This window comes from Glycomyces sp. NPDC049804 (assembly GCF_040674615.1).
GTDB lineage: Bacteria > Actinomycetota > Actinomycetes > Mycobacteriales > Micromonosporaceae > Glycomyces > Glycomyces niveus.
In genome coordinates, this window is the sequence record NZ_JBFAMQ010000003.1 from 155,365 (window position 1) to 175,936 (window position 20,572).

Here is a 20,572-nt window from a genome sequence, read left to right on the forward strand (position 1 = left end):
GCGCGTCCACTCGTAACGAAGGGCGTCAAGCATGGTCGGCACCGCCGGTCGAGGTCGAAGGGGCATGGGTCGAAGGAGCGGGCGCGGCGGGAACCGCGGCGATCGGCTCGGCCGCCACGAACTCCTCGGAAGCGCCCGTGGCGGACATGAACGCCTCCTCCAGCGAGGCGCTGCGCGTGGACAGCTCGGCGAGCTCCACGTGCTCGGTGAACGCCAGGTGCCCGACCGCCCCGATCTCCATGCCGGAGACCACGAGCTCGCCTTCCTTGCCCTGGGCGACCTGGGCGCCCGCGCCCTCGAGCGCGGTCGTGAACGCCGCCGCGCTCGGGCTGCGCACGATCACCGTGGACTGGGTGAACTCGCGCACGAACTGGTCCACCACGCCGTTGAACAGCATCGTGCCGCGGCCGATCACCACCAGCTCGTCGGCCATCAGCTGCATCTCCGACAGCAGGTGGCTCGAGACGAAGATGGTGCGGCCCTCGGCGGCCAGGTGCTTGAGCATGTCGCGCATCCAGTGGATGCCGTGCGGGTCGAGGCCGTTCGTCGGCTCGTCCAGCAGCAGGATCCTCGGGTCGCCCAGCAGCGCCTGCGCGAGCCCGAGCCGCTGGGCCATGCCCAGCGAGTAGCCCTTCGGCTTCTTGCGCTTGACGGTGGCGAGGCCGACGAGCTCCATGACCTCGTCCACCCGCTTGTCGCCGATGCCGTTGGCGCTGGCGAGCATCCGCAGGTGGTTGCGGGCGGAGCGGGTGGGGTGGAACGGCTTCGCCTCGAGGAGGGTGCCGACCTTGTTCATCGGGCGGCGGATGTCGGTGAACGACTCGCCGTCGAAGAGGGTCTGGCCCTCGCCGTGGTCGAGGCCGAGCATCAGCCGCATGGTGGTGGACTTTCCGGACCCGTTGGGGCCCAGGAAGCCGGTGACGACGCCGGGCCGGACGTCGAACGACAGGTGGTCGACCGCGACGGTCTTCCGGTATCGCTTGTACAAGCCCTTCGCAGTGATCATCAGGCTCCAATCGGACTGAGGGGTACGCGGGCGGCGGGCGGGACGGGGTCCCGAGGACGCGGTCAGTCTATGAGGACGGAGCCGGCGCGCGCACCGGCTTGCGGACGGAGATCCGCCTCCTGCCAGGGGAGGAGCGCAGGGGCGGGGACAGTACCGGGGTACTACGCGCACTTACGGCTCGCAGGATTCGCCGAGGGCGGGCACGCCGGACACCGGTCGTTTCGCGAATTTCGAGCCCGGTCTCGGCGACGCTTGCGAGCCGTCAATCGGCGCAGGCGACAACTCTGCCGCAGGGGTGCGACAGGTTCGGGGGTGAACGGATGGGGCCGTGAGGGAGGACACGGTCGGGTGCGGGCCGGACACGCGGGCCGGGGCGGGGTTCGGGCGTGGCCAGGTTGTTTAGACTTGCCGGGTGAGCCTGCGACTGTACGACACCGGTACCCGATCCGTTCGCGACTTCCAGCCCCGGAAGCCCGGCGAAGTCGGCGTGTACCTGTGCGGGCTCACCGTCCAGGGGCCGCCCCACATCGGGCACCTCCGCGGCGGCGTCGCCTACGACATGCTCATCCGCTGGCTGCGCCGCACCGGCTACAACGTCACGTACGTCCGGAACGTCACCGACATCGACGACAAGATCCTCGTCCGCGGCGAGGAGCAGGGCCGCCCGTGGTGGTCCATCGCGTACGAGAACGAGCGCAAGCTCAGCCGCGACTACGCCGCCCTCAACGTCGAGCCGCCCACCTACGAGCCGCGCGCCACCGGGCACATCACCGAGATCATCGACCTCATCTCGGAGCTCGTCGAACGCGGCCACGCCTACGCCACCGAGTCGGGCAACGTCTGGTTCTCCGTGTCCTCCTGGGCCGACTACGGCGAGCTCTCCAACCGCCGCCCCGAGGACATGCTCTCCAGCCCCGACACCGGCGACAAGCGCGACTCCCGCGACTTCGGCCTCTGGAAGGCCCACAAGCCCGGCGAGCCCGAGGACGCCGCCTGGACCTCCCCGTGGGGGCGCGGCCGCCCCGGGTGGCACATCGAGTGCTCCGCGATGGCCCGCCGCTACCTCGGCGACGGGTTCGACATCCACGGCGGCGCCACCGACCTCATGTTCCCCCACCACGAGAACGAGCTCGCCCAGTCGCGCGGCGCGGGCCTCGACTTCACGAACTTCTGGATCCACGGCGGCCTGCTCAACCTCTCGGGCACCAAGATGAGCAAGTCGCTCGGGAACACGCTCAGCGTCGCCTCGCTCGGCGAGAAGGGCTTCCGCCCCGCCGACATCCGCTACTACCTCACCACCGGGCACTACCGCTCCCCCCTCGAGTTCTCCGAGGACCTCCTCGCCGAGGCCAAGACCGGCTGGGAGCGGCTGTCGAACTTCGTCCACCGCGCCGCCGAATCGCTCGGCGCCGAGGCGACCATCGGCGGCGCGCTGACCGCCGACTTCGTCAACGCGATGGATGACGACTTGAACACACCCGCGGCCATCGCCGCGATCCACGACATGGCCCGCGAGGGGAACACCGCCCTCGATGCGGGGAATGACACGGCCGCGACCAGCATCGCGGGCGGTGTCCGAGCTATGCTCGACCAGCTCGGCCTCGACCCGCTCGACCCGCACTGGGAAGACCCGGGGGACGCGAAGCTCCACGGCGCTGTCGACGCGCTGGTGAAGCTCGCGCTCGAACAGCGCGCCGAGGCCAGGGCCCGCAAGGACTACGCGGCTGCCGACCGCATCCGCGACGAGCTCGCGCACGCCGGCATCACCGTCAAGGACACCCCTCGCGGTCCCGTGTGGACAGTCGACTAGGCGCGAGCCCGAACACGACCGGCGGCGGTGCGACCGCCCGGACCGGCATGGTGCGGGCCGAGCCGCCGCGAGCAACCGACGAAGACCTGGGGAACCGAGACCGATGAGCAGCAAGGGTGGACACCCGAACCGCCGCAAGACCTCCAAAGCCGGACCGAAGATCGGCTCCGGCGGCGGCAAGAAGGGCCTGGCCGGCAAGGGGCGCACCCTCAAAGCCGAGGACCGCCCCTGGCACAAGGAGTACACGGGCGACGACAAGCCACGGAAGACCCAGTGGAAGCAGGCCAAGGAGCGCGCCAAGGCCGCCTCCGAGGGCCGCACCAGCAACATCGGCCGGTCCAAGCCCGCCGGGTCCGCGACCCGCCGCCGCGACGACGAGCCCGAGCTCATCCTCGGCCGCAACCCCGTCCTCGAGGCCCTCCGCGCCAAGGTCCCGGCCACCGCCCTCTACGTGGCGTTCGGCACCGAGCTCGACGACCGCGTCGCCGAGTCCGTGCGCCTCGCCGGCAACCGCGACCTCCCCATCAAGGAACTCGCCCGCCGCGACCTCGACCGCCGCACCAACAACGCCCTCCACCAGGGCATCGGCCTCCAGATCGAGCCGTACCAGTACGCCGAGTTCGAGCAGCTCCTGAAGATCAGCCAGACCTCCGGCACCGCGCCGCTCCTGGTCGCCCTCGACGGCGTCACCGACCCCCGCAACCTCGGCGCGATCATCCGCTCCACCGCGGCCTTCGGCGGGCACGGCCTCATCATCCCGTCCAAGCGCGCCGCCTCGGTCACCGCCGTCGCCTGGCGCACCTCGGCCGGCGCCGCCGCGCGGCTCCCCGTCGCCAAGGTCGTCAACCTCACCCGCACCATCCAGGCCTGCCAGCAGGCCGGGTTCATGACCGTCGCCCTCGACGGCGGCGGCGACGTCGACGTCTTCGACCTGCCCGTCGCGACCGACCCGCTCCTCATCGTCGTCGGCGATGAAGGCAAGGGCGTCTCCCGGCTCGTCGCCGAGACCTGCGACCACCGCGCGGGCATCCCGATCTCCAGCGAGGTCGAGTCGCTCAACGCCTCCGTCGCCGCCTCCATCGCCCTCGCCGAAGTCCAGCGCCAGCGCCGCTGAACCGCCGCCCGTCCGTGTCGTCGCTCACGCGCCAGAGCCGAGCGGCCCGGAACTGTCGTACCCCCATGCCAGGGTTCTGACCGGGGGTCAAGAATTCGCACGACGACCGGTGTTCGTCGTGCCCGCTGTACCGAGACACCCGCGTCGCGGCCGAGCACAATCGGTCATCCCGTGACCGCGCGATTCGCCGCGCCCGACTAACCTGGAACGACCCTGCACCAAAGGGGAGTCCACCGACCCCCGGCGGCCGCAGGGTGCCCGGAAACACCCCCTAGCGCCCCCGGAGCTGCGACCACATGCCGGCTGAATACCTCCTGAGCGTCGACCTCGGCACCTCCCACACCGTGGCGGTGCTGGTGTGGCCCGACGGCCGCACCCGGCCGCTGCTGTTCGACGGCTCCCCGGTCATGCCCTCGGCCGTGTTCCTCGACCCCGGCGGGATCATCCACACCGGACGCGACGCCGAGCGGCTCGCGCTCACCGCGCCCGAGCGGTTCGAGCCGAACCCCAAGCAGCGCATCGCCGACGGCACCATGCTCCTGGGCGACCGCGACGTGCCCGTCGCGGCCGCGCTCGCCGCGATCCTCGGCCGGGTCGCCCGCACCGCCGTGGAGTCGGTCGGGCACCTGCCGAACACTGTCCTCACCTGCCCGGCGGCGTGGAGCGAGCAGCGCCGCGCCACGCTGCACGACGCGGCCGCGAAGGCCGGGTACCGGCCGGTCAAGATCCTCACCGAACCCGTCGCGGCGGCGCACTACTACACGTCGCGCCTGTCCCACCCGATGCGGCCGGGGCAGGCGCTCGCCGTGTTCGACTTCGGCGGCGGCACGCTCGACATCGCGGTCCTGGAGCGCCGCCCGGACGGCTCGTTCGGGGTGCTCGCCGACGGCGGCCTGCCCGACCTGGGCGGCCTCGACTTCGACGCGGCGCTCGTCGCGCACATCGGCGAGACGGTGAAGCAGCGCGACCCCGACATCTGGAAGCGGCTCGAGAACCCCAGCGGCGCCAGCGAAATGCGCAACCGCCGCGAACTGTGGGAGGAGGTGCGCGCGGCGAAGGAGATGCTCTCGCGCTCCTCGGTCGCGCCGGTGACGGTGCCGGACATGGCCCAGTCCCTGCACCTCACCCGCGGCGAGCTCGACCAGTTGTCGCGGCCGCTGCTGTCGCGCGCGGTCGGCGAGACGCAGCGGGTCCTCGGCCTCACCGGCCGCCGCCCCGACCAGCTCGCGGGGCTCTTCCTCGTGGGCGGCTCGAGCCGGATGCCCATGGTGTCCAAGATGCTCCACGAAGCGCTCGGCTTCGCGCCCACCGTCCTCGAGCAGCCCGAACTGCCCGTCAGCGAGGGCGCCGCGCTCGCGTTCGCGAGCCCCGCACCGGTGACGCCGCCGGTCCAGGTGCCGCCGACGCCGCCGCAGTCGCCCACGGCCCCGCACTTGTCGCCGCCGCCGCTGCGGTCGGGCAGCCTCCCGCCCGTCACCCCGGGCACGGACGAGACGGTCACTCTGCGCCGCGGCGAACCCGAGCCGCCCAAGCGGAAGATTCCTCCGAAGTGGATTGCGATCGCGGCCGCCGTGGTCGTCCTGGCGATCGTGCTCCCGATCGGCTGGTGGTGGCTCACCAACCCGTACAAGCAGAAGCCCTTCGACGACGAGCTCGCGCCGGTCGGCGACGCCACCGCGTTCGCCGCCGAGCCGAACGACGGCATCTACCAGGTGCGCGCCTGGGACGACCGGGCGCTGTTCGCCTACACGACCGCTTCGACGGACCCGAGCGGCGAGGAGCTGCACCTGCGCGCCCTCGACACCGGCTCAGGAAAGTCGCTGTGGGACAACGACGTGGTCGTGCCCGGCGGCGGCTGGGACGGCAACTTCTACGTCTCCGAAGACCTCATGGCCTTCTCGCAGGAGGTCGCGGCCGGCGAGTACCGGTACTACTTCCTCGACTGGAAGAACGGCGAGATCAGCAACACGGTCGGCAGCACCGACGGCAAGGCCGCCCGATCGGGCGATTTCCTGGTGCTGGCCCCCTTGGGCGGCAACACGTTCACCGTGTACGACGGCGACGGCGAGAAGGTGGCCGGCTGGGAGCTCGGCAACGTCGACGAAGGCGTCACCGTGTCGAATTGGGATCTCGTGGGCACGCCCGAGGACATCGAGGAGCCGTCGATGCGCGCCAACGGCAACGGCCGCGTCTGGGCGGTCACCAGCGACAACGTCGTGCACGTCTACGATCTCGAGTCCGGGGAGACCGTGGCCGAGAAGGAGATCGAGACCGTCGACGACCTGTACTTCGGCTGGGACAACCTGCTGTACGTCGCGGTCGACAAGGAGACCGGCTACGACCTCAACGTGTACGACATCGACGACAAGCTGACCGCTTTCGACAGCGAGTTCGTCGAGTCCGACACGCCCGCGCCCGACCAGGTGAAGGCCTGCGGCGAGGCGCTGGTGTGCGTGCGGGAGCCGGTCGAGTCCGCGACGGACGTCTACACCTGGCGGATCTACAACCCCGACAAGGAGAAGGTCGTCCACGTCTTCGACGACCGCGAGTACCGCAACATCGCGCCGCTGGGCAACCGCCTCATGGTCGAGTACTACGAGGGCGACGACGTGCGCACCGAGATCTACGACAAGGGCTTCGACAAGGTCAACAACGATGTGGGCGACAACGACTTCGAGGCCGTCGACGGCGGCAGCGCCCTCGCCTGGCCCGCCGGGTCCGGGTTCGGCGTCAGCACCGGCAACGTGATCGGCCTCGGCCGCGACGGCACGCGCACCGCCCTGCGCACCGACCTCGAGGTCTTCACCTGCGACGCGAGCGAGACCCGCCTGTCGTGCCTCACTCCCGAAGGCATGCAGGTCTTCTCGTTCCGGGACGCTTAGACGGGAAACCGGGGCCGCGCAGGGATCGCCGCGGCCCCGGCCGACTTCCAGCCGGAGTCACTCCCAGGGCGCGAACACGCCCTCGCCGCGCAGCGACTCCATGCGCTCGCGCAAGGCCGCGAGGAAATCGCCCTCGACGTCGCCCGCGCGCAGCGGCTCGCCCACGAACACGTCGGCGAAGAACGGCACGAGCAGCGCCTGCCCCTTCGGCAGGGCCTTCCCGAGGCCGTGCGTGTACACCGGCACGACCGGCGCCTCCGGGCTCGCGGCGGCGAGCTTCGCGATGCCGCCTCTGAAGCGCGCCAACCGCTCCGGCTCCCCGCGCGAGCCCTCGGGGAAGAAGATCAAGATCTCCCCGCGCTCCAGCGCGTCCCGGCATGAGGCGAGGGGATCGCCCCCTCCTTGCCTCGCTATCGGGACGATCCCGATGATCCGCAGCGAGAACCAGGCGAGGAACCCGTTGCGCAGGAAGTAGTCCGCCGCGGCGACCGGACGCACCTTCGCGAGCGACCTGAGCGGCATGAGGCTCATCATGACCATCGTGTCCAAGTGGCTGTTGTGGTTTCCCGCGATCACCGCCGGGCCGTCGATCGGCAGCCGCTCGCGGTGGCGCACGTTCAGGCCGATCACGAGCAGCACGACCGCCCGCACGATCACGGCGAAGAACACCAGCCGCAGGACCTTGTTCAGCGCGTTCACAGCAGCCCCTGCGCGGTCGGCGAGTAGTACAGGAACCACATGTAGTGGAAGAACAGCGGCGCGGTGAAGATCAGGCTGTCGACCCGGTCGAGCATCCCGCCGTGGCCCGGGAGGAGACTCCCGGTGTCCTTCACGCCGAGGTCCCGCTTGAGCGCCGAGATCGTGACGTCCCCCGCGAAGCCCGAGACGCCGATGATCGCGCCCGCGATGAGCGACTGCCACCAGTTCATCGGTGTCAGCCACGGCCCCAGCGCCCACCCCAGCACGATCGTGGTCGCCACCCCGCCGACGAGCCCCGCGACGGTCTTGCCCGGGCTCACCTGCGGCACCACTTTGCGTCTGCCGAGGAGCTTGCCCCACACGAACTGCAGCACGTCGTTGAACTGGGTGAGGAACACCAGGTACAGCACGAGGCCGACCGAGCCGACGCTCGGGTTGACCTCGTCGGGCAGCACCAGCAGGTACGCGAGGTGCCCGATCGCGAACACCATCGCCATCATGCCCCATTGGAGGGTGCCGACGGCGCGCACGAAGTTCGCGGTCTCCCCGGCCAGGACCATGCGGAACGGCAGCAGCAGGAACACGTACACCGGCACGAAGATGATGAACACGCCGTACCAGCCGAGACCGATCATGGTGAACTGCACCGGGATCGCGAGATAGGCCCAGAAGATCACGCGCCGGTCGGCGCGCCGGGTCGGGATCAGCGACAGGTACTCCTTGAGCGCCAGGAACGACAGGAGCGCGAAGCACACCAGCGACACCACGTCCCCGACGAGGATGGCGGCGGCGAACACCGCCGCCATCACCCACCACGACTTGACCCGCTGCACCAGCTCGGTGCGCAGCGCCTCGGGAAGCCGCTTGCGCAGCAGCGCGATCAGTACGCTCGCGACGATGAGGATGCCGGCGATGCCGGCGAGCGCGGTCGCGACGACCGGCTGGAAGCCGAAGCTCATCAGAGGGCACCTTCCTTGAGCGCGTTGCGGGCGCGGTTGACGACCGTGAGCACGAGCAGCAGTCCGGTTCCCGCGAGCGCGGTCGTCCCGACCCATGCGGCCGGGCTCCCGAACGCCGCCCAGAGGGCGAGCGCGCCGAACACGACCACCCTGTCGCTCTTGCCCATCGGGCCGTCGTACCGCCGCGACGCCCCGATCTGGACGGCGACGACGCCGGTCATCTCGCTGACGACCGCGAGCACCACGACCGCGACCACCAGCGCCGGCTCGAACCCGGCGACGAGCGCGAACGGCAGGTACAGGGCGGCGTCCGAGACGACGTCGCCGAGTTCGTTGAGGATCGCGCCGAGCCTCGACTGCTGGCCGTGCTCGCGGGCGAGCATCCCGTCGATCGCGTTGAGCGCCATGCGGACGAACAGGAACACCGGGACCGCGACGAGCGGCCAGGTCTGGTCGGACCCGAGAGCGACGGCCGCGCCGACGCCGATCGAGAGCACCGCGGCGGCCGCGGTGACCGCGTTCGCGGTGACGCCTGCGGCGGCGAGGCCGCCGACGACGGGTCTGAGCGCCCGCTGGAACGCGGGCTTCAACTGGTACACGGAGGGCATGGACGGGCCTTTCTGACGGGGTGCGGGGGTGAGGCCTCAGGCGGTGACGGCGCGGACTCTGGCGCGCACGTGCCAGGCGATCTGCAGCAGCGCGCCGATGGCGGGGATGGACCAGGCGGCCGCGTGCAGGAGCGGGTGCACGACCGGGATCGGGGAGCCTTCGTAGGAGCCGGTGGCGGTCGTGCCGCCGGCGGTCCCCCACGCGGCGACGACGAGACAGGCGAGAACGCACGCGCCGTAGAAGAGCCGCCGGGTGCGGACCAGCCAGGTCGCGACGCCGAAGTACGCGGCCGCGCCCAGGAAGATCAGGACGGCGCCGGTCTGCCGCTCCCCGGCCTCGGCTTCGAGCCCGCCGAACTGCTCGATGACGACCGCGAGCGCCCACCCGATGATCAGCAGCAGGACCGCCTCGGCGACGTACGTCGCGAACTGCGGGCGCGGCGAGCGCCAGCACACCACGAGGAACAGCACCGGCAGTGCGGCGGCCATGCAGCAGACCAGCACCTTGGAGAGCGTTGTGACGCCGTCGAGGTCCGTGCCGTAGTAGGCGAGCATGAACCAGTACCAGGTCGCGGCGGCCAGCGACGCCGGCACCGTCAGCCAGGCGACCGCCCGCGCGGCGGTGCTGGCGGAGGTGAACGCCACGGCTACCGCGACCGCCATCGCGAGCGCGCACAGGACGACCGCCGGGCCGGCGTCGGGATCGCCGTACTCGTCGGGGCCGATGCCGAGCAGCCAGGTCTGCACCGGCGGGTTGCTGACCAGAAAGGACAGCAGGAACAGGAGGGCGACGAGCGGGCCGCCGACGATCTCGGGGTGGCGGCGCAGCCGGGAGGAGGGGAGGGTGGTCATCGGGACTCCTTCAGGGGTGGGAGTGAGCGGGCGGGGCCGCGAGGGGCGCGGCCCCGGCGGTCGTCAGGCGGTGCGGTTCCGGCGGCGCAGCCACCACAGGAGCTGGAGCAGGGCGCCGAGCGCGGGCAGGCCGAGGAACGCCCAGGCGAACAGCTCGTCCGTCGTCGCCCAGTCGATGCCCGGGTAGTAGGAGGTCTCCGAGTGCAGCACCCGCATCCCGATGCCGACGGTCGCGCAGGAGAGCGCGGCGAACCCGTACGCGATCCGCCTGCCCGGGAGCGGCACGGCGGCGGCGATGAAGACGGCCGCGGCGGCGAGGAAGATGACCACGAGGGCGATCGGCGCGGGCCCTTCCCGACCGATCATGAAGGCCAGCACGGTGGCGTAGAGGGCGATCAACCCCGACAGCAGAGCGCCGCCTTCGGCGACGTACGTGTCCACGCGGGGCCGTGGCATCCGCCACGCCGTCCACAGCAGCCACGGCGCGGGCAGCGCGAGGACCACGGCGATGGTCACCGCCCACGCGGGATCCCCGAACCCCGAGTAGAGCGCGGCGAGGAAGAGCAGGAACCAGACCACGGGCGCGAGCGCCCAGATCACGACGGCTTTGGTGCGACCGGTGCGGTCGACGGTGTTCGATGCGGTGTTCATGGAACCAGTCTCGCAACCGAACGCAAGCGCACAGTTACCAGAATCGTGCCATCGTTGTAGGGTTCCCACAACGAACCCCCGCACCCGTGCCCGATACACCCCGCTTTTTTCTAGGTTTCCACCAACCGGACGATGCGCGAAAGCGGCTACGCCTGCTCGTAGATGTCCGCCGAGTGACCAGTTTGAGGCCTCGTCGCGGTGATCGGTTTCAGCTCCTCGACGAGGTCGAGGCGTTCGAGGACGCGAACCGCTCTGGTCACGGCGGAGGGCTCGAGCCTGGTCCGATCCAAGACCACCGCGTTCCGGTTGCGGCTGACGATGCCATTTGACCAGCGAACAAGATATTTGCCGGTGGTGGCAAATCTTATGAAACCCGGTCGGGCGAGGGCGCGGTTCAGCCGTATCGTGTCGGATGAACCCGTCCAGTAGACTCGTTACGGCGCTCCGCGAAAACGGTGCTGACCAGCCGGTGTAGCTTTAATTGGCAGAGCAGCCGCCTTGTAAGCGGCAGGTTGCGGGTTCGAGTCCTGTCACCGGCTCCATCGCCCGGCCCATCGGCCGGGCTTTTTCTTTGCCCCCGTTCAGTTCTCGAGATGAGGGCCGGTCGTCTCCCGGCGGCACCAGGTCCGGGAGTCCGCGCTCGCGAGCGACCAGGTCAGGGCGAGCGTGATGAGGCCGAGCAGGGCCAGGATCAGCCAGGGGCCGGGGCCGTTCGCGGCGAGGTCGCGCGTGGCGGCGATCAGGAGCCAGATCGTGTAGGCGGCCGTGAGTGCGATGGTCGTCCAGCGGGCCCAGTTGCGGTGGAAAGAGAAGCCGATGTTCAAGGCGGCGTGGACGATGGCGAGGAGCATGACCGCGCCCGCCGTCCAGGCCGCGCTGTCGGCGGCGAGGCGGACTTCGTCGCCCGCCCGGTCGAGGAGGCCGTTCGCGCCGAGGTGGAGGGCGATGCCGGTGGCGGTCCAGAGGATGAGGAGCGAGACCAGGACCTGATGGGGCGGGTGCGCGGCGCTGGCGGCCTTGGGGCTGTGGCGGGGCGCGTCGCAGTCGCACCAGTCGCGGGCGGGCCGCAGCAGCAGGAGGACGAGCAGCAGCGCGAACAGGAGCGCGGCGACCGCGCCGGTCCCGGCATTGAGCGCGGCCCCGGTCATGACCGCGGCGGCGAGGACGAACGCGCTCACGATCACGACGACCCGCCGGGCCCAGTCCCGGCCGCTGCGGACCTTGACCGCGAGCATCCCGCACGCGGCCGCGACGGTCGCGACGAGCACCGGCTCCACGAACGCCAACGGGCTCCACGCGCCCGCGTAGCGCGCGCTCACCTCGAACGCGGTCGCCACAGTGGACACGACCGTGACCCATGCCGCCGCGACCGCGAACAGCCACAGCATCACGACCGCGACGAGGACCGCCACGGGCGTGCGCGGCTTCGGCGCCGACACGGCGGCACCGGCTCCCGGGCCAGGAGGTTCCGGCGGTCCCGCACGCCGCGGTTCCGGAGCGGCATTGAGCGATTCGGGCGCGGACGGTTCCGGGGGCGCCGCGTGCCGTGGTTCGGCGCCATGCGGCTCGGACTCGGGCGGTTCCGGAGGCGCCGTGCCGCGGGATTGCCGAGCGGCGGCCGGTGCTTCGGGTGCGGTCGGCTCCGGTGGCGGCGCATGGCGCGGTTCGCCGCCCGGCGCTTGAGGTGTGGGCGACTCCGACGGCTCGTTGGGGCGCGGTTCCCGCTCCAGCGGCGCCGTGTCGGTCGGCTCGGACTTAGACGGTTCGGGCGTTGCAGCGCGGTCCATAATGCGCCTTTCGACGGGCGAGGCGGACACTTCCGACGGTAAGTCATCCGGCCCGCCGGCACCACCTTCAATCGTTTTCGTAGGTCAGTGCCCCATGTCGTACCCGTATGGGAGGGTGTCCTTTTCATCGGTAGTGGTGAAGGTGGGATCGGGAGGGTACCCGGGACCGCCCGTACGGCCTCGCGGCCGCCGCGGCCGCGCCCCGCGGGCGCTCTCCGCCGCCGCTATTCCTCCACGGTCACCGCGCCAGAGACCAGGCCCGCCGCCGCCTCCGCCGCGAGTGCCGCCGCGTCGGCTTCCGCGTTGGCGAGCGTCGCCCGCAGGTCTTCGAGGGCCGCGTACGCGGCGCCCCGCCGCTGCTGGTCCGCCAACGTCAGTCGGGGGATCTTCACCGACAGGAGCCGGCGCTTCGCGCCCGTCGCCGTCCGCTTGGTCGCCGTCGGGAGGCGGGCCGCGAGCGCGGCCGCGATCCAGCCGAGGTCGACCGTCGGCTCGCAACTGACCGTCCACTGCGTCTCAGTGGCGTCGCCGCGCCGGCCGAGCCGCACCTGCGGCTCGCCGACCGGGTCAACGATGACGCACCTGACGTCGCCGGCCCCGGCGACCGCCTGCGGAGCCGTGGAGTCGGCAGTGCCCGGCGTGATGATGAGGTGCCCGTCGCGCTCGAGGTCCGCCAGGCTCGTCTCCGGCGCGCTCTCCTCCGCTCCGGTTCCGAAGCGCGGCAACGGGTGTCGCGCGAGCTCGTCGAGGCGCCCGCCGAGACCGGCGACGGCCTCGGCCAGGCTCGCCGCGTCGCCGCCCGCGCTGGCGAGGTACACGGCGGGGGAGATGTCGACGTCCTCGTCCCACAGGCGCATGAGCGGCACGGTGGTCGAGTCGGCCGTCGCGAGCGGCGCGTCGGGGGCGGCCGTGAAGGACCGCCAGGCCTCGGCGAAGTCGCCGCCGCCGGAGACGAGGAGCTGCGTGGTCTCGCCGCGCGGCGCGAGGATCCAGATGTGCGCCTTGGCTTCGGGAGAGTCGACGACGGCGCGCAGCGCGCCCCACCGGAGGAGTTCGGAGCGGATGCGCCGCCCGGTGCGGCGGTGCGCGACCTGGGCGGGCATGCGCACGACCGCGTGGCCGCCGGGGGCGAGGAGCGCGACGCAGTGGAGCGCCCACGCGAGCTCGGGTTCGGTGCGCGGCGGGGTGCCGTAGGCGAGGCGCGGGTCGTCGCCGACCGCGTACTCGTTCGCGCCGCCGTCCTTGACGTTGAACGGCGGGTCGCACACCACGAGGTCGTACCGTTCGCCCGGCACGGGCTGCAGGAGCGAATCGCCCACGCGCGCAACCACGTCCGCGCCCTCGTCGAGCAGGCGCAGGCGCTGTTCGGCGATGGCGGCGCGGGGCGCGGAGAGGTCTTGGCCGCTGAGGACGCGGCAGCGGCCGAGTCGGCGGGCGGTCTCGGCGAGGAGGTCGCCTTCGTCGCAGGCGGGGTCGTGGACACTCGGGGTCGCGGTGTCCGCGGTGACGACGGCGGCGATGTCCGCCAGCGGCGCGATGCCCGGCGGGACGCCGGTGCCGGCGGCTTCGCGGGCGCGTTCGATGAAGAACTCGAAGAGCGCCGAGGCGGGCGTCTCGCGGGCCAAGTCCTTGAGCTCCTTGGCGATCGCGGGATCGCCGCCGGCGCCGAAGGCCGCGGCGACCGCGCCGAGCGCGGCCTCGGCGGTGGGGTGCGATCCGGCGAGGGAGAACCAGAGGCGGTCGGCGCCGGTGACGTGGAGGACCCGGCCGTGCCGTCCGGCCCATGCCTCGAGTTCGCGCAGTGAGAAGCGGGAGCGGCGGGCCGATTCGTCGACGGGGGCGGGGAAGTCGCTCTCGCGGCGGCGCCAGTTGCTGACGGCGTTGCGGCCGACGCCCGCGAGTCGGGCCAGGTCGGTCAGCGTGATGGTCTCGCCGGAACCGGTGTCACGGGTGGTCATGGGGCTCCCCTGTCTTGATTTATCGAATCGTAACCCACCCCGCGTTGCGGAGGCTCGACACAGTCTACTAATCTCGTGAAGTGAGTTCACAAGATCTGAACTACGAACACCATTCCACAGAAGGTAGACCATGAACCTCGAATTCCCCGAGATCTCGAAGCGCCTCCTCGCCGCCTCCGGAGCCGCCCTCATCGCCCTCGCGGCCCTCTCCGCCTGCAGCGGTGAGGACACGGGCTCGGGCGACACGTCGAACGCCGCAGAGGAGGCCGGCGACGAAGCGGGTGCGGAAGAGGACGCCGCCGAAGGCGCGGCCGGCGACGGCACCAGCCCCGAGGCCCCGCTCCCGGCCGGCTCCACCCTCGATGTCGGCGACTGGACCGTGACCCCCACGGCCACCCTCGACGCGACCGACGCGATCGTCGCGGCCGACGACTTCAACGCGGCCCCGGCAGACGGCTTCCAGCAGAGCCTGGTCACCCTCGAAGGCACCTACAACGGCACCGAGACCGGCTCGCTGTGGCTCGACGTGACCTTCGGCGTCTGGGCCGACGGCACCTTCTACGACAGCATCGACTGCATGAACACCGTCGAAGACCAGATCACCCTCGTGCCGGACGTCTCCGGCGGCGGCGCCTCCGCGGGCTCGGCCTGCGTCGAGGTCCCGGCCGACGCCGAGACCTACCTCCTGTACTTCGAGGACATCCTGAGCTTCGACGGCACCCAGTACTTCGTCGAGATCGGCTGAGTACCCCCGAGCCGGAGGACGCGGTGACCATTGGGCGGAACCCGCGTCCTCCTTTGCCTCCCAAGGCAACCGGCGAGATCAGTTGCGGCCCCTCGCGGCTTGACCGAATTGCAACCGATGTGATCCTCGCCATCCAAGCCGCTCCGAGGTTCCCGGAACGGCATGAAATCCCAGGTCAGCAGTGTGACGACCGGCGAGGTGACGATCCCTGCCGTCTCGGTAGTTGAATCTCTCCCATAGTGTCGCGCTGAATTCCCTAAGCGCCGCCGGACCCGATCAGGCGGTGACCCACAGAAAGCAGCTCATGAACCTCAACACCGAGACCTTCGGTCCCATCCGCCGACTCCTCGCCGTCGGCGGCGTCGCCCTCGCGGGCAGCGTCGCCCTCTCCGGCTGCGGCATCCTCGAGGACGCCGCCTCCGACAGCGCGACCGACAACGAGGTCAGCAACGAGCAGGTCGACGCCGTGGCGGACGCCAAGGCCGGCGACTGCCTCCCCGAAGAGATGATCAGCGCCGACCCGTCGATCTTCGCCGTCGAGTGCTCCGACCCGACCGCGTTCTGGACCATCACCCAGATCGAGGCCGACCCGGGCCTCACCGCCACGGCCGACGGCTCCGGCGTCGAGGACCCCCAGGCGATCTTCGACCTGTGCGGCGAGACCGTCGGCGCGCAGGTTCCGGGCGCGACCTGGACCGACTGGAGCATGATCTACGACCAGACCACGTACGCCGTCGACTACGTCTTCTGCGTCGAGGCCCTGGGCAACGTCAGCTCTGAGGGCGTCACCCCGACCGTGCCCGCCGCCGGCGGCGAGTGCACCCTCACCGCCACCACCCAGTGGAACTTCGGCACCATCGACTGCGCCGCGGGCGACGCCGTGATCACCTCCGTGATCGACATCCCGCAGGCCGAGTGGGAGACCGCCGACGTCGACGCCCTCGCCGCCGAGTGCACCGGCTCGCGCTACTACCCGGCCGAGGACCAGTTCGGCCGCACCGCTTCGGTCTTCTGCCTCGAGTAGGACCCTGCCGGGCTCCGGCCCGGCCTGGCGCGCTCCGCAGCGCGCGACAAATGCGCAAGGCCCCGAGACTCGTCTCGGGGCCTTTTCGCTTGCGCTGCTTGCGGACGCTCTAGGGAATGAAGACGCAGTACTCGCGCAGGTGGTGCTCGAACGTCGGGCTGATCTCGATGACGAGCATGACTTCGCCGAGACTGCCGAACGGGCCCGACTGCGCGACCCAGTCCTGGATCTGCCGGGCGCTGCGCTCGGTCACGCCCGGCAGGGACATGAGGACCGACAGCGGGGCGTGGTTGAGGTCGACGAGGCCGCCGTCGTCGAACTGGCGCGGCAGGTCCGGGCGGCCGATGCCGAGCCGCTTGGCCAGCATCGGATCCGCCTCCGCCGTGCGGCGGGCCTGCTCGCGCAGCTTCCGCGCCCGGTCGACCACTTCGAGGCTCGAGAGGCGCGCCACCGGCACCTGCAGCCGCGCCGGCGGCGCCCACACCGCCGCGCGGATCACCAGCAGGTGCGCGGTGGAACCGAACGCGCACAACGCCATCGACGTGCCGAACAGCGTCAGCGCCCATGTCGGGATCGGGTCGGGGGAGCCGAACACGGCCGCGCAGCCGATGACGATGAGCACCGAGTGCGCCACGAGCGCCCACAATGTCAGGTTGTCGCGGCGGCGGCCGAGCGCCAGGCCGAACATGATCGGCGCGGCGTACCCGCAGGTGAGCAGCGGCGCGAACGCCCAGAGGTAGGAACCGATGAGAGCGAGGCGGCGGGTCTTGACGTTGTCGGCGGGCGGGGCGTAGGGACCGAGGGCGGTCATCGCGGAGGACTCCCAGGCGAGGCGGGGGGCGGCACCGGCCATGCGGGGTCCGCCACGGGCCCTGCCGGAAGGCCCTGGGGCGGAGCGGACCAAGTCTGCAGCAGCCGTTGGGCTTCGATGGTATCGGCATCGGCGGGGCCGAGCGCCGCGGCCATCTCATGAACCACAGTGGTCAACTCCCGGTGCGCCTCCGGGCCGCGGCCCAGCACCGCGAGCAGGTCCGCCGCCACCCGCCGCGACCGCAGCGTGGACCGCGCCCGCTCGCCCTCCAGGCGCCGCTGGCGTTCGATGACGCTCGTCAGCCCGGTGAGCGCGCTCGCCGCGTTCCCCAGGGCCGCAAGGCATTGCGCCGCGCGCATCTGGCAGTGCAGCGCCAGTGCGGGGTCGGGGGTCTCGAAGTCCTTGGCGAGGGACCGGAACGCGCTGAGCGCGCCGTTGTAGTCGCCCATGCCGAAGGCCCGGTCGGCGTCGGCGATGCGCTCGCGCCGGTCCGGTGCGGCCGGGGCGGGGCCGCGCGCGGCGGCGACGGCGGCGACGCGGACGGGGGCGAGCGGGGCGCGGAACGGCCAGGTCGGGTCGCCGCAGTCGCGAGCGGGCGCGCCGGAGGCGGGCGCGTCGGCGAGGAGCGCGGCGAGGCGGAGGTGGACGGTGGCGGCGTCGGAGCCGCGCTCGGCGGGTTCCTTGGACAGGAGGCGGGAGACGAGGCCGTCGAGTTCGGCCGGGAGGTCGGGGCGGCGGCGGCGCACGGGGTCGGGGAGTTCCTTGAGGTGCGCGGTCTGGACTTCGTAGGCGGAGCCGCGGTCGGCGAAGAGGCGTTCGCCGGTGGCCATCTCGTAGAGGAGCGCGCCGAGGGCGTAGAGGTCGGCGGCGGGTCCGGCGGGCTGGGCGCGGATCTGCTCGGGGGCCATGTAATTGAGGGTGCCGGGCTTGTCGCCGGTCATGGTGAGGCGCGAGGCGTCGGGTTCGAGGACGGCGGCGATGCCGAAGTCGACGACGTGGACGAGGCCTTCGGGGCCGACGATGATGTTGGCGGGCTTGAGGTCGCGGTGGACGACCTGCCGGGCGTGGGCGGCGGCGAGGACGGAGGCGAGCTGGGCGCCGACGGCGAGGGTCCAGTCGCCGGGGAGGGGGCCGGTCTCGTCGAGGAGGTCGCGGAGGTTGAGGCCGGGGAGGTAGGCCATGACGAGGTAGAGCTCGCCGGAGTCCTCGTCGAGGCCGGCGTCGAAGATGGCGGGCACCCCGGGGTGCTGGATCTGGGCGGTGACGCGGGCTTCGCGGCGGAAGCGGGCGGCGGCCTCGTGCTTCTGGGGTCCGTCGAGGAGGTCGGGTCTGACCACTTTGACGGCGACCTCGCGTTCGAGGTGGAGGTCGAGGCCCTGCCAGACGCGGCCCATGCCGCCGGCGCCGACGGGCCGGACGAGCCGGTACCGGCCGCCGAAGACCTGGGGAGTGCTCACGGTACAAGCATGCCCGGCGGGCCGGGGCGGGCGGAGGCCGGACCCTCGGGGAGGCGGGGGTCCGGCCCGGCGGGGGCCGGGAGGACCCCTGTTGTAGACGCCGCCCGATGTGACCGGAGTTGCCCGCGGTTGCGGAAGGATCGTGCCGATGCGGTCGGTTCGCTGTCGAACGGCGTCGAACGGAAGGAGTTACCCGTCGGTTCGTTTTGCCCCTGGGGACACATGCGACTCAGGCGCGGCGGGAGTGAAACACCTGCGTAATACGTAGATAGAACCTTGAATATTTCGTCTGCCCGCGTTGACTCGGGGCTGTGGTGGACGCTACAGTTCTTCACAATCACCCTTCCTAGTGAACGCGCACTCACCCCTCGGTGAACCCCAAAGTGGTAGGGAGCCCTATGCCGACGGCGATCTCAGACCAGCGAAGCGTTCGACTGCGCACAGTGGACGGACTCAGCGCGCTCGGCATACCCGCGCCCCCGCAGCAGTTCCCCCTGCCGTTCCCCGCCGGCCAGCTCCCGCGCCTGCGCCCCCGCGGCCACGTGGAGGCCCGCGCCGCCATCCTCAACATCGTCCAGGCCCGCGTCTTCGACATGCCCGAGGAGCTGGCGATGCGCTGGCTGCTCGACGCGCACGTCCTCGACCACCTCTCCCCGGACGAGTGGGGGTTCATCGCCTGCGGCCGCGGCGATCGCGAGCGGTACGCCGACCAGCTCGAGAGCCTGTACACGGTCTCGTGGCTGCTGGGCCTGGTCGACCACCTCGACCCGGCGGTGCCGTGCAGCGAGGAGCTCCCCGAGCTCCTGCCGGACCTGCGCCGCCCGGAGTCCTTCGGGTCGTGGCGGGACCGCCAGCTGACGCCCACGCGCGACCCGGCGGTGATCGCCGAGATGCTCGACCTCTACTACTGCCTCGACTGGGTGTGCGACCAGGCGCGCCGCGCCGGGCAGGCCCCGCCGCGCGGCGTGGACGACAACCTGGTGTGGCACCGCCGCTGGGCCCTCGAGTGGGCCGTGGTCTTCGCCGACGAGCGGCCCGTCCACTGGGACGAAGTCCGGCTGTGAGGCGAACCCGCGTAAGCGGATGACTATATTCATGGGATGAATGCCACGGCTTCGAACGTCCCCACCCATGACCAGCTCTGCGCGGCCCCCAAGGTCGTGCTCCACGAGCACCTCGACGGCGGCCTGCGCCCGCAGACGCTCATCGAGATCGCCGACGCGATCGGCCACGCCTTGCCCACGACCGACCCCGAGGCGCTCGCGGACTGGTTCTACGACGCCGCCAACTCCGGCACGCTGGAACGCTACCTGGAGACCTTCGCGCACACGGTCGCCGTGATGCAGACCGCCGACCACTGCTACCGCATCGCCGCCGAGGCCGCCCAGGACCTCGCCGCCGACGGCGTCGTCTACGCCGAGCTGCGCTACGCGCCCGAGCAGCAGCTCCTCGGCGGCATGAGCCTCAGCGAGGTCGTCGAGGCCACCCTCGCGGGCCTCGAGGCGGGCGAGCGCCTCGCCGCGGACGCCGGCCACCAGATCAAAGTCCGCACACTGCTGTGCGGCATGCGGCACACCGACCGCGCCCTCGAGATCGCGAAGCTCGCGGTCGACTTCCGCGACAAGGGCGTCGTGGGCTTCGACATCGCCGGCGGCGAGATCGGGAACCCGCCCGAACGGCACCTCGAAGCCTTCGAGCACCTGCGCCGCGAGTCGATGCAGTTCACCATCCACGCCGGAGAGTCCGTCGGCGTCGAGTCGATCTGGGGTGCGGTCAACGTCTGCGGCGCCAGCCGGATCGGCCACGGCATCAAGATCATGGAGGACATCAAGTTCGGGACCACGGACCAGCTGGGCCGGGTCGCCGAGTACCTGCGCGACCGGCGCATCGCCCTGGAAGTGGCGCCCTCGTCGAACCTCCAGACGGGCGGCGCCGGATCCATTGCCACGCACCCGATCAACGAGCTCTACCGGCTCGGGTTCAACGTCACCGTCAACAACGACAACCGCCTGATGAGCCGCACCCACACCTCCCGCGAGTTCCAGCTGCTCGTCGAGAACTTCGGATGGGACTGGTCGGATGTCCGGCGCTGCACGGAGAACGCCATGGAAGCCGCCTTCCTGCACTACCCCGACCGGGTGGCGATCCTCGACGAGGTGATCCGCCCCGCCTACAGCGCGCTGGAGTCCGTCCACCCTGAGTAAGCTCG

The 20,572-nt window shown here is 71.4% G+C and carries 17 protein-coding genes and 1 tRNA gene; 8 read left to right on the top strand and 10 right to left on the bottom strand.

All coding sequences use genetic code 11. The features are described from left to right. Nucleotides 1-25: 25 nt before the first annotated feature. Nucleotides 26-1,006 (bottom strand): ATP-binding cassette domain-containing protein, encoded by a 981-nt coding sequence (locus tag AB0K52_RS05430; protein ID WP_363526500.1) that lies wholly within the window; start codon nucleotides 1,004-1,006, stop codon nucleotides 26-28. Nucleotides 1,007-1,418: 412 nt separating this feature from the next. On the opposite strand from AB0K52_RS05430, the gene cysS reads away from it, so the two are divergent. The 3 genes from cysS (at nucleotide 1,419) to AB0K52_RS05445 (ending at nucleotide 6,812) form a co-directional block, all read left to right on the top strand. After that, on the top strand, nucleotides 1,419-2,816 hold the full coding sequence (cysS, locus tag AB0K52_RS05435; protein ID WP_363526503.1) for a cysteine--tRNA ligase: 1,398 nt from the start codon (nucleotides 1,419-1,421) through the stop codon (nucleotides 2,814-2,816). A gap of 103 nt (nucleotides 2,817-2,919) precedes the next feature. Further along, nucleotides 2,920-3,930: a 23S rRNA (guanosine(2251)-2'-O)-methyltransferase RlmB gene (gene rlmB / locus AB0K52_RS05440; protein WP_363526506.1), complete on the top strand. Its 1,011-nt coding sequence runs from the start codon at nucleotides 2,920-2,922 to the stop codon at nucleotides 3,928-3,930. 296 nt (nucleotides 3,931-4,226) lie between these two features. Further along, nucleotides 4,227-6,812, top strand: a complete 2,586-nt coding sequence (locus AB0K52_RS05445; RefSeq protein WP_363526509.1) for an Hsp70 family protein — start codon at nucleotides 4,227-4,229, stop codon at nucleotides 6,810-6,812. Between the two features lie 57 nt (nucleotides 6,813-6,869). Here the strand turns inward: AB0K52_RS05445 and AB0K52_RS05450 are convergent, their stop codons facing one another. The 5 genes from AB0K52_RS05450 to AB0K52_RS05470 all read right to left on the bottom strand — a co-directional run bounded on the left by AB0K52_RS05450 (nucleotide 6,870) and on the right by AB0K52_RS05470 (nucleotide 10,581). Beyond that, a complete protein-coding gene (locus AB0K52_RS05450; protein ID WP_363526512.1) occupies nucleotides 6,870-7,511 on the bottom strand; it encodes a lysophospholipid acyltransferase family protein in 642 nt (213 codons plus the stop codon). Next, on the bottom strand, nucleotides 7,508-8,470 hold the full coding sequence (locus tag AB0K52_RS05455; protein ID WP_363526515.1) for a phosphatidate cytidylyltransferase: 963 nt from the start codon (nucleotides 8,468-8,470) through the stop codon (nucleotides 7,508-7,510). The genes AB0K52_RS05450 and AB0K52_RS05455 overlap by 4 nt, the downstream gene beginning before the upstream one ends. After that, nucleotides 8,470-9,078 carry a CDP-alcohol phosphatidyltransferase family protein gene (locus AB0K52_RS05460; RefSeq protein WP_363526517.1) on the bottom strand — a complete coding sequence of 203 codons (609 nt, stop codon included), beginning with the start codon at nucleotides 9,076-9,078 and terminating at the stop codon, nucleotides 8,470-8,472. The genes AB0K52_RS05455 and AB0K52_RS05460 overlap by 1 nt, the downstream gene beginning before the upstream one ends. A gap of 36 nt (nucleotides 9,079-9,114) precedes the next feature. Next, nucleotides 9,115-9,930 carry a hypothetical protein gene (locus AB0K52_RS05465; RefSeq protein ID WP_363526521.1) on the bottom strand — a complete coding sequence of 272 codons (816 nt, stop codon included), beginning with the start codon at nucleotides 9,928-9,930 and terminating at the stop codon, nucleotides 9,115-9,117. Nucleotides 9,931-9,993: 63 nt separating this feature from the next. Further along, nucleotides 9,994-10,581, bottom strand: coding sequence for a hypothetical protein (locus tag AB0K52_RS05470; RefSeq protein ID WP_363526524.1), 588 nt, complete (start codon nucleotides 10,579-10,581; stop codon nucleotides 9,994-9,996). Nucleotides 10,582-11,046: 465 nt separating this feature from the next. Here AB0K52_RS05470 and AB0K52_RS05475 point away from each other — a divergent pair. After that, nucleotides 11,047-11,123: transfer RNA gene (locus AB0K52_RS05475), tRNA-Thr, on the top strand. A 39-nt stretch (nucleotides 11,124-11,162) separates the two neighbouring features. Here AB0K52_RS05475 and AB0K52_RS05480 read toward each other — a convergent pair. Together AB0K52_RS05480 and AB0K52_RS05485 are read right to left on the bottom strand one after the other, a co-directional pair. After that, nucleotides 11,163-12,020, bottom strand: a complete 858-nt coding sequence (locus AB0K52_RS05480; RefSeq protein ID WP_363526527.1) for a hypothetical protein — start codon at nucleotides 12,018-12,020, stop codon at nucleotides 11,163-11,165. A 572-nt stretch (nucleotides 12,021-12,592) separates the two neighbouring features. After that, on the bottom strand, nucleotides 12,593-14,326 hold the full coding sequence (locus AB0K52_RS05485) for an N-6 DNA methylase (protein WP_363526530.1): 1,734 nt from the start codon (nucleotides 14,324-14,326) through the stop codon (nucleotides 12,593-12,595). Between the two features lie 130 nt (nucleotides 14,327-14,456). Here AB0K52_RS05485 and AB0K52_RS05490 point away from each other — a divergent pair, with 130 nt between their 5' ends. Then, nucleotides 14,457-15,071: a hypothetical protein gene (locus AB0K52_RS05490; protein WP_363526532.1), complete on the top strand. Its 615-nt coding sequence runs from the start codon at nucleotides 14,457-14,459 to the stop codon at nucleotides 15,069-15,071. 283 nt (nucleotides 15,072-15,354) lie between these two features. Next, entirely contained in the window at nucleotides 15,355-16,095 is a 741-nt protein-coding gene (locus AB0K52_RS05495) for a hypothetical protein (RefSeq protein ID WP_363526535.1), read from the top strand. A 109-nt stretch (nucleotides 16,096-16,204) separates the two neighbouring features. Here AB0K52_RS05495 and AB0K52_RS05500 read toward each other — a convergent pair whose 3' ends face one another. Beyond that, nucleotides 16,205-16,948 (bottom strand): helix-hairpin-helix domain-containing protein, encoded by a 744-nt coding sequence (locus AB0K52_RS05500; protein ID WP_363526538.1) that lies wholly within the window; start codon nucleotides 16,946-16,948, stop codon nucleotides 16,205-16,207. After that, complete coding sequence (locus tag AB0K52_RS05505; RefSeq protein WP_363526541.1) at nucleotides 16,903-18,363, bottom strand: serine/threonine-protein kinase; 1,461 nt, start codon at nucleotides 18,361-18,363, stop codon at nucleotides 16,903-16,905. Before AB0K52_RS05505 ends, AB0K52_RS05500 begins: the two co-directional genes overlap by 46 nt. A gap of 443 nt (nucleotides 18,364-18,806) precedes the next feature. Between AB0K52_RS05505 and AB0K52_RS05510 the strand changes: the two genes are divergently transcribed. Further along, nucleotides 18,807-19,427 carry a DUF4272 domain-containing protein gene (locus AB0K52_RS05510; RefSeq protein WP_363526544.1) on the top strand — a complete coding sequence of 207 codons (621 nt, stop codon included), beginning with the start codon at nucleotides 18,807-18,809 and terminating at the stop codon, nucleotides 19,425-19,427. A gap of 36 nt (nucleotides 19,428-19,463) precedes the next feature. Continuing rightward, on the top strand, nucleotides 19,464-20,567 hold the full coding sequence (locus AB0K52_RS05515) for an adenosine deaminase (protein ID WP_363526547.1): 1,104 nt from the start codon (nucleotides 19,464-19,466) through the stop codon (nucleotides 20,565-20,567). Nucleotides 20,568-20,572 lie beyond the last annotated feature (5 nt).

Bases quoted from the DNA above. Each gene is read 5' to 3' on its own strand.
- AB0K52_RS05430 (WP_363526500.1), bottom strand. From the start codon at position 1,006: ATGATCACTGCGAAGGGCTTGTACAAGCGATACCGGAAGACCGTCGCG.
- rlmB (WP_363526506.1), top strand. From the start codon at position 2,920: ATGAGCAGCAAGGGTGGACACCCGAACCGCCGCAAGACCTCCAAAGCC.
- AB0K52_RS05445 (WP_363526509.1), top strand. From the start codon at position 4,227: ATGCCGGCTGAATACCTCCTGAGCGTCGACCTCGGCACCTCCCACACC.
- AB0K52_RS05455 (WP_363526515.1), bottom strand. From the start codon at position 8,470: ATGAGCTTCGGCTTCCAGCCGGTCGTCGCGACCGCGCTCGCCGGCATC.
- AB0K52_RS05460 (WP_363526517.1), bottom strand. From the start codon at position 9,078: ATGCCCTCCGTGTACCAGTTGAAGCCCGCGTTCCAGCGGGCGCTCAGA.
- AB0K52_RS05465 (WP_363526521.1), bottom strand. From the start codon at position 9,930: ATGACCACCCTCCCCTCCTCCCGGCTGCGCCGCCACCCCGAGATCGTC.
- AB0K52_RS05470 (WP_363526524.1), bottom strand. From the start codon at position 10,581: ATGAACACCGCATCGAACACCGTCGACCGCACCGGTCGCACCAAAGCC.
- AB0K52_RS05485 (WP_363526530.1), bottom strand. From the start codon at position 14,326: ATGACCACCCGTGACACCGGTTCCGGCGAGACCATCACGCTGACCGAC.
- AB0K52_RS05490 (WP_363526532.1), top strand. From the start codon at position 14,457: ATGAACCTCGAATTCCCCGAGATCTCGAAGCGCCTCCTCGCCGCCTCC.
- AB0K52_RS05500 (WP_363526538.1), bottom strand. From the start codon at position 16,948: ATGGCCGGTGCCGCCCCCCGCCTCGCCTGGGAGTCCTCCGCGATGACC.
- AB0K52_RS05515 (WP_363526547.1), top strand. From the start codon at position 19,464: ATGAATGCCACGGCTTCGAACGTCCCCACCCATGACCAGCTCTGCGCG.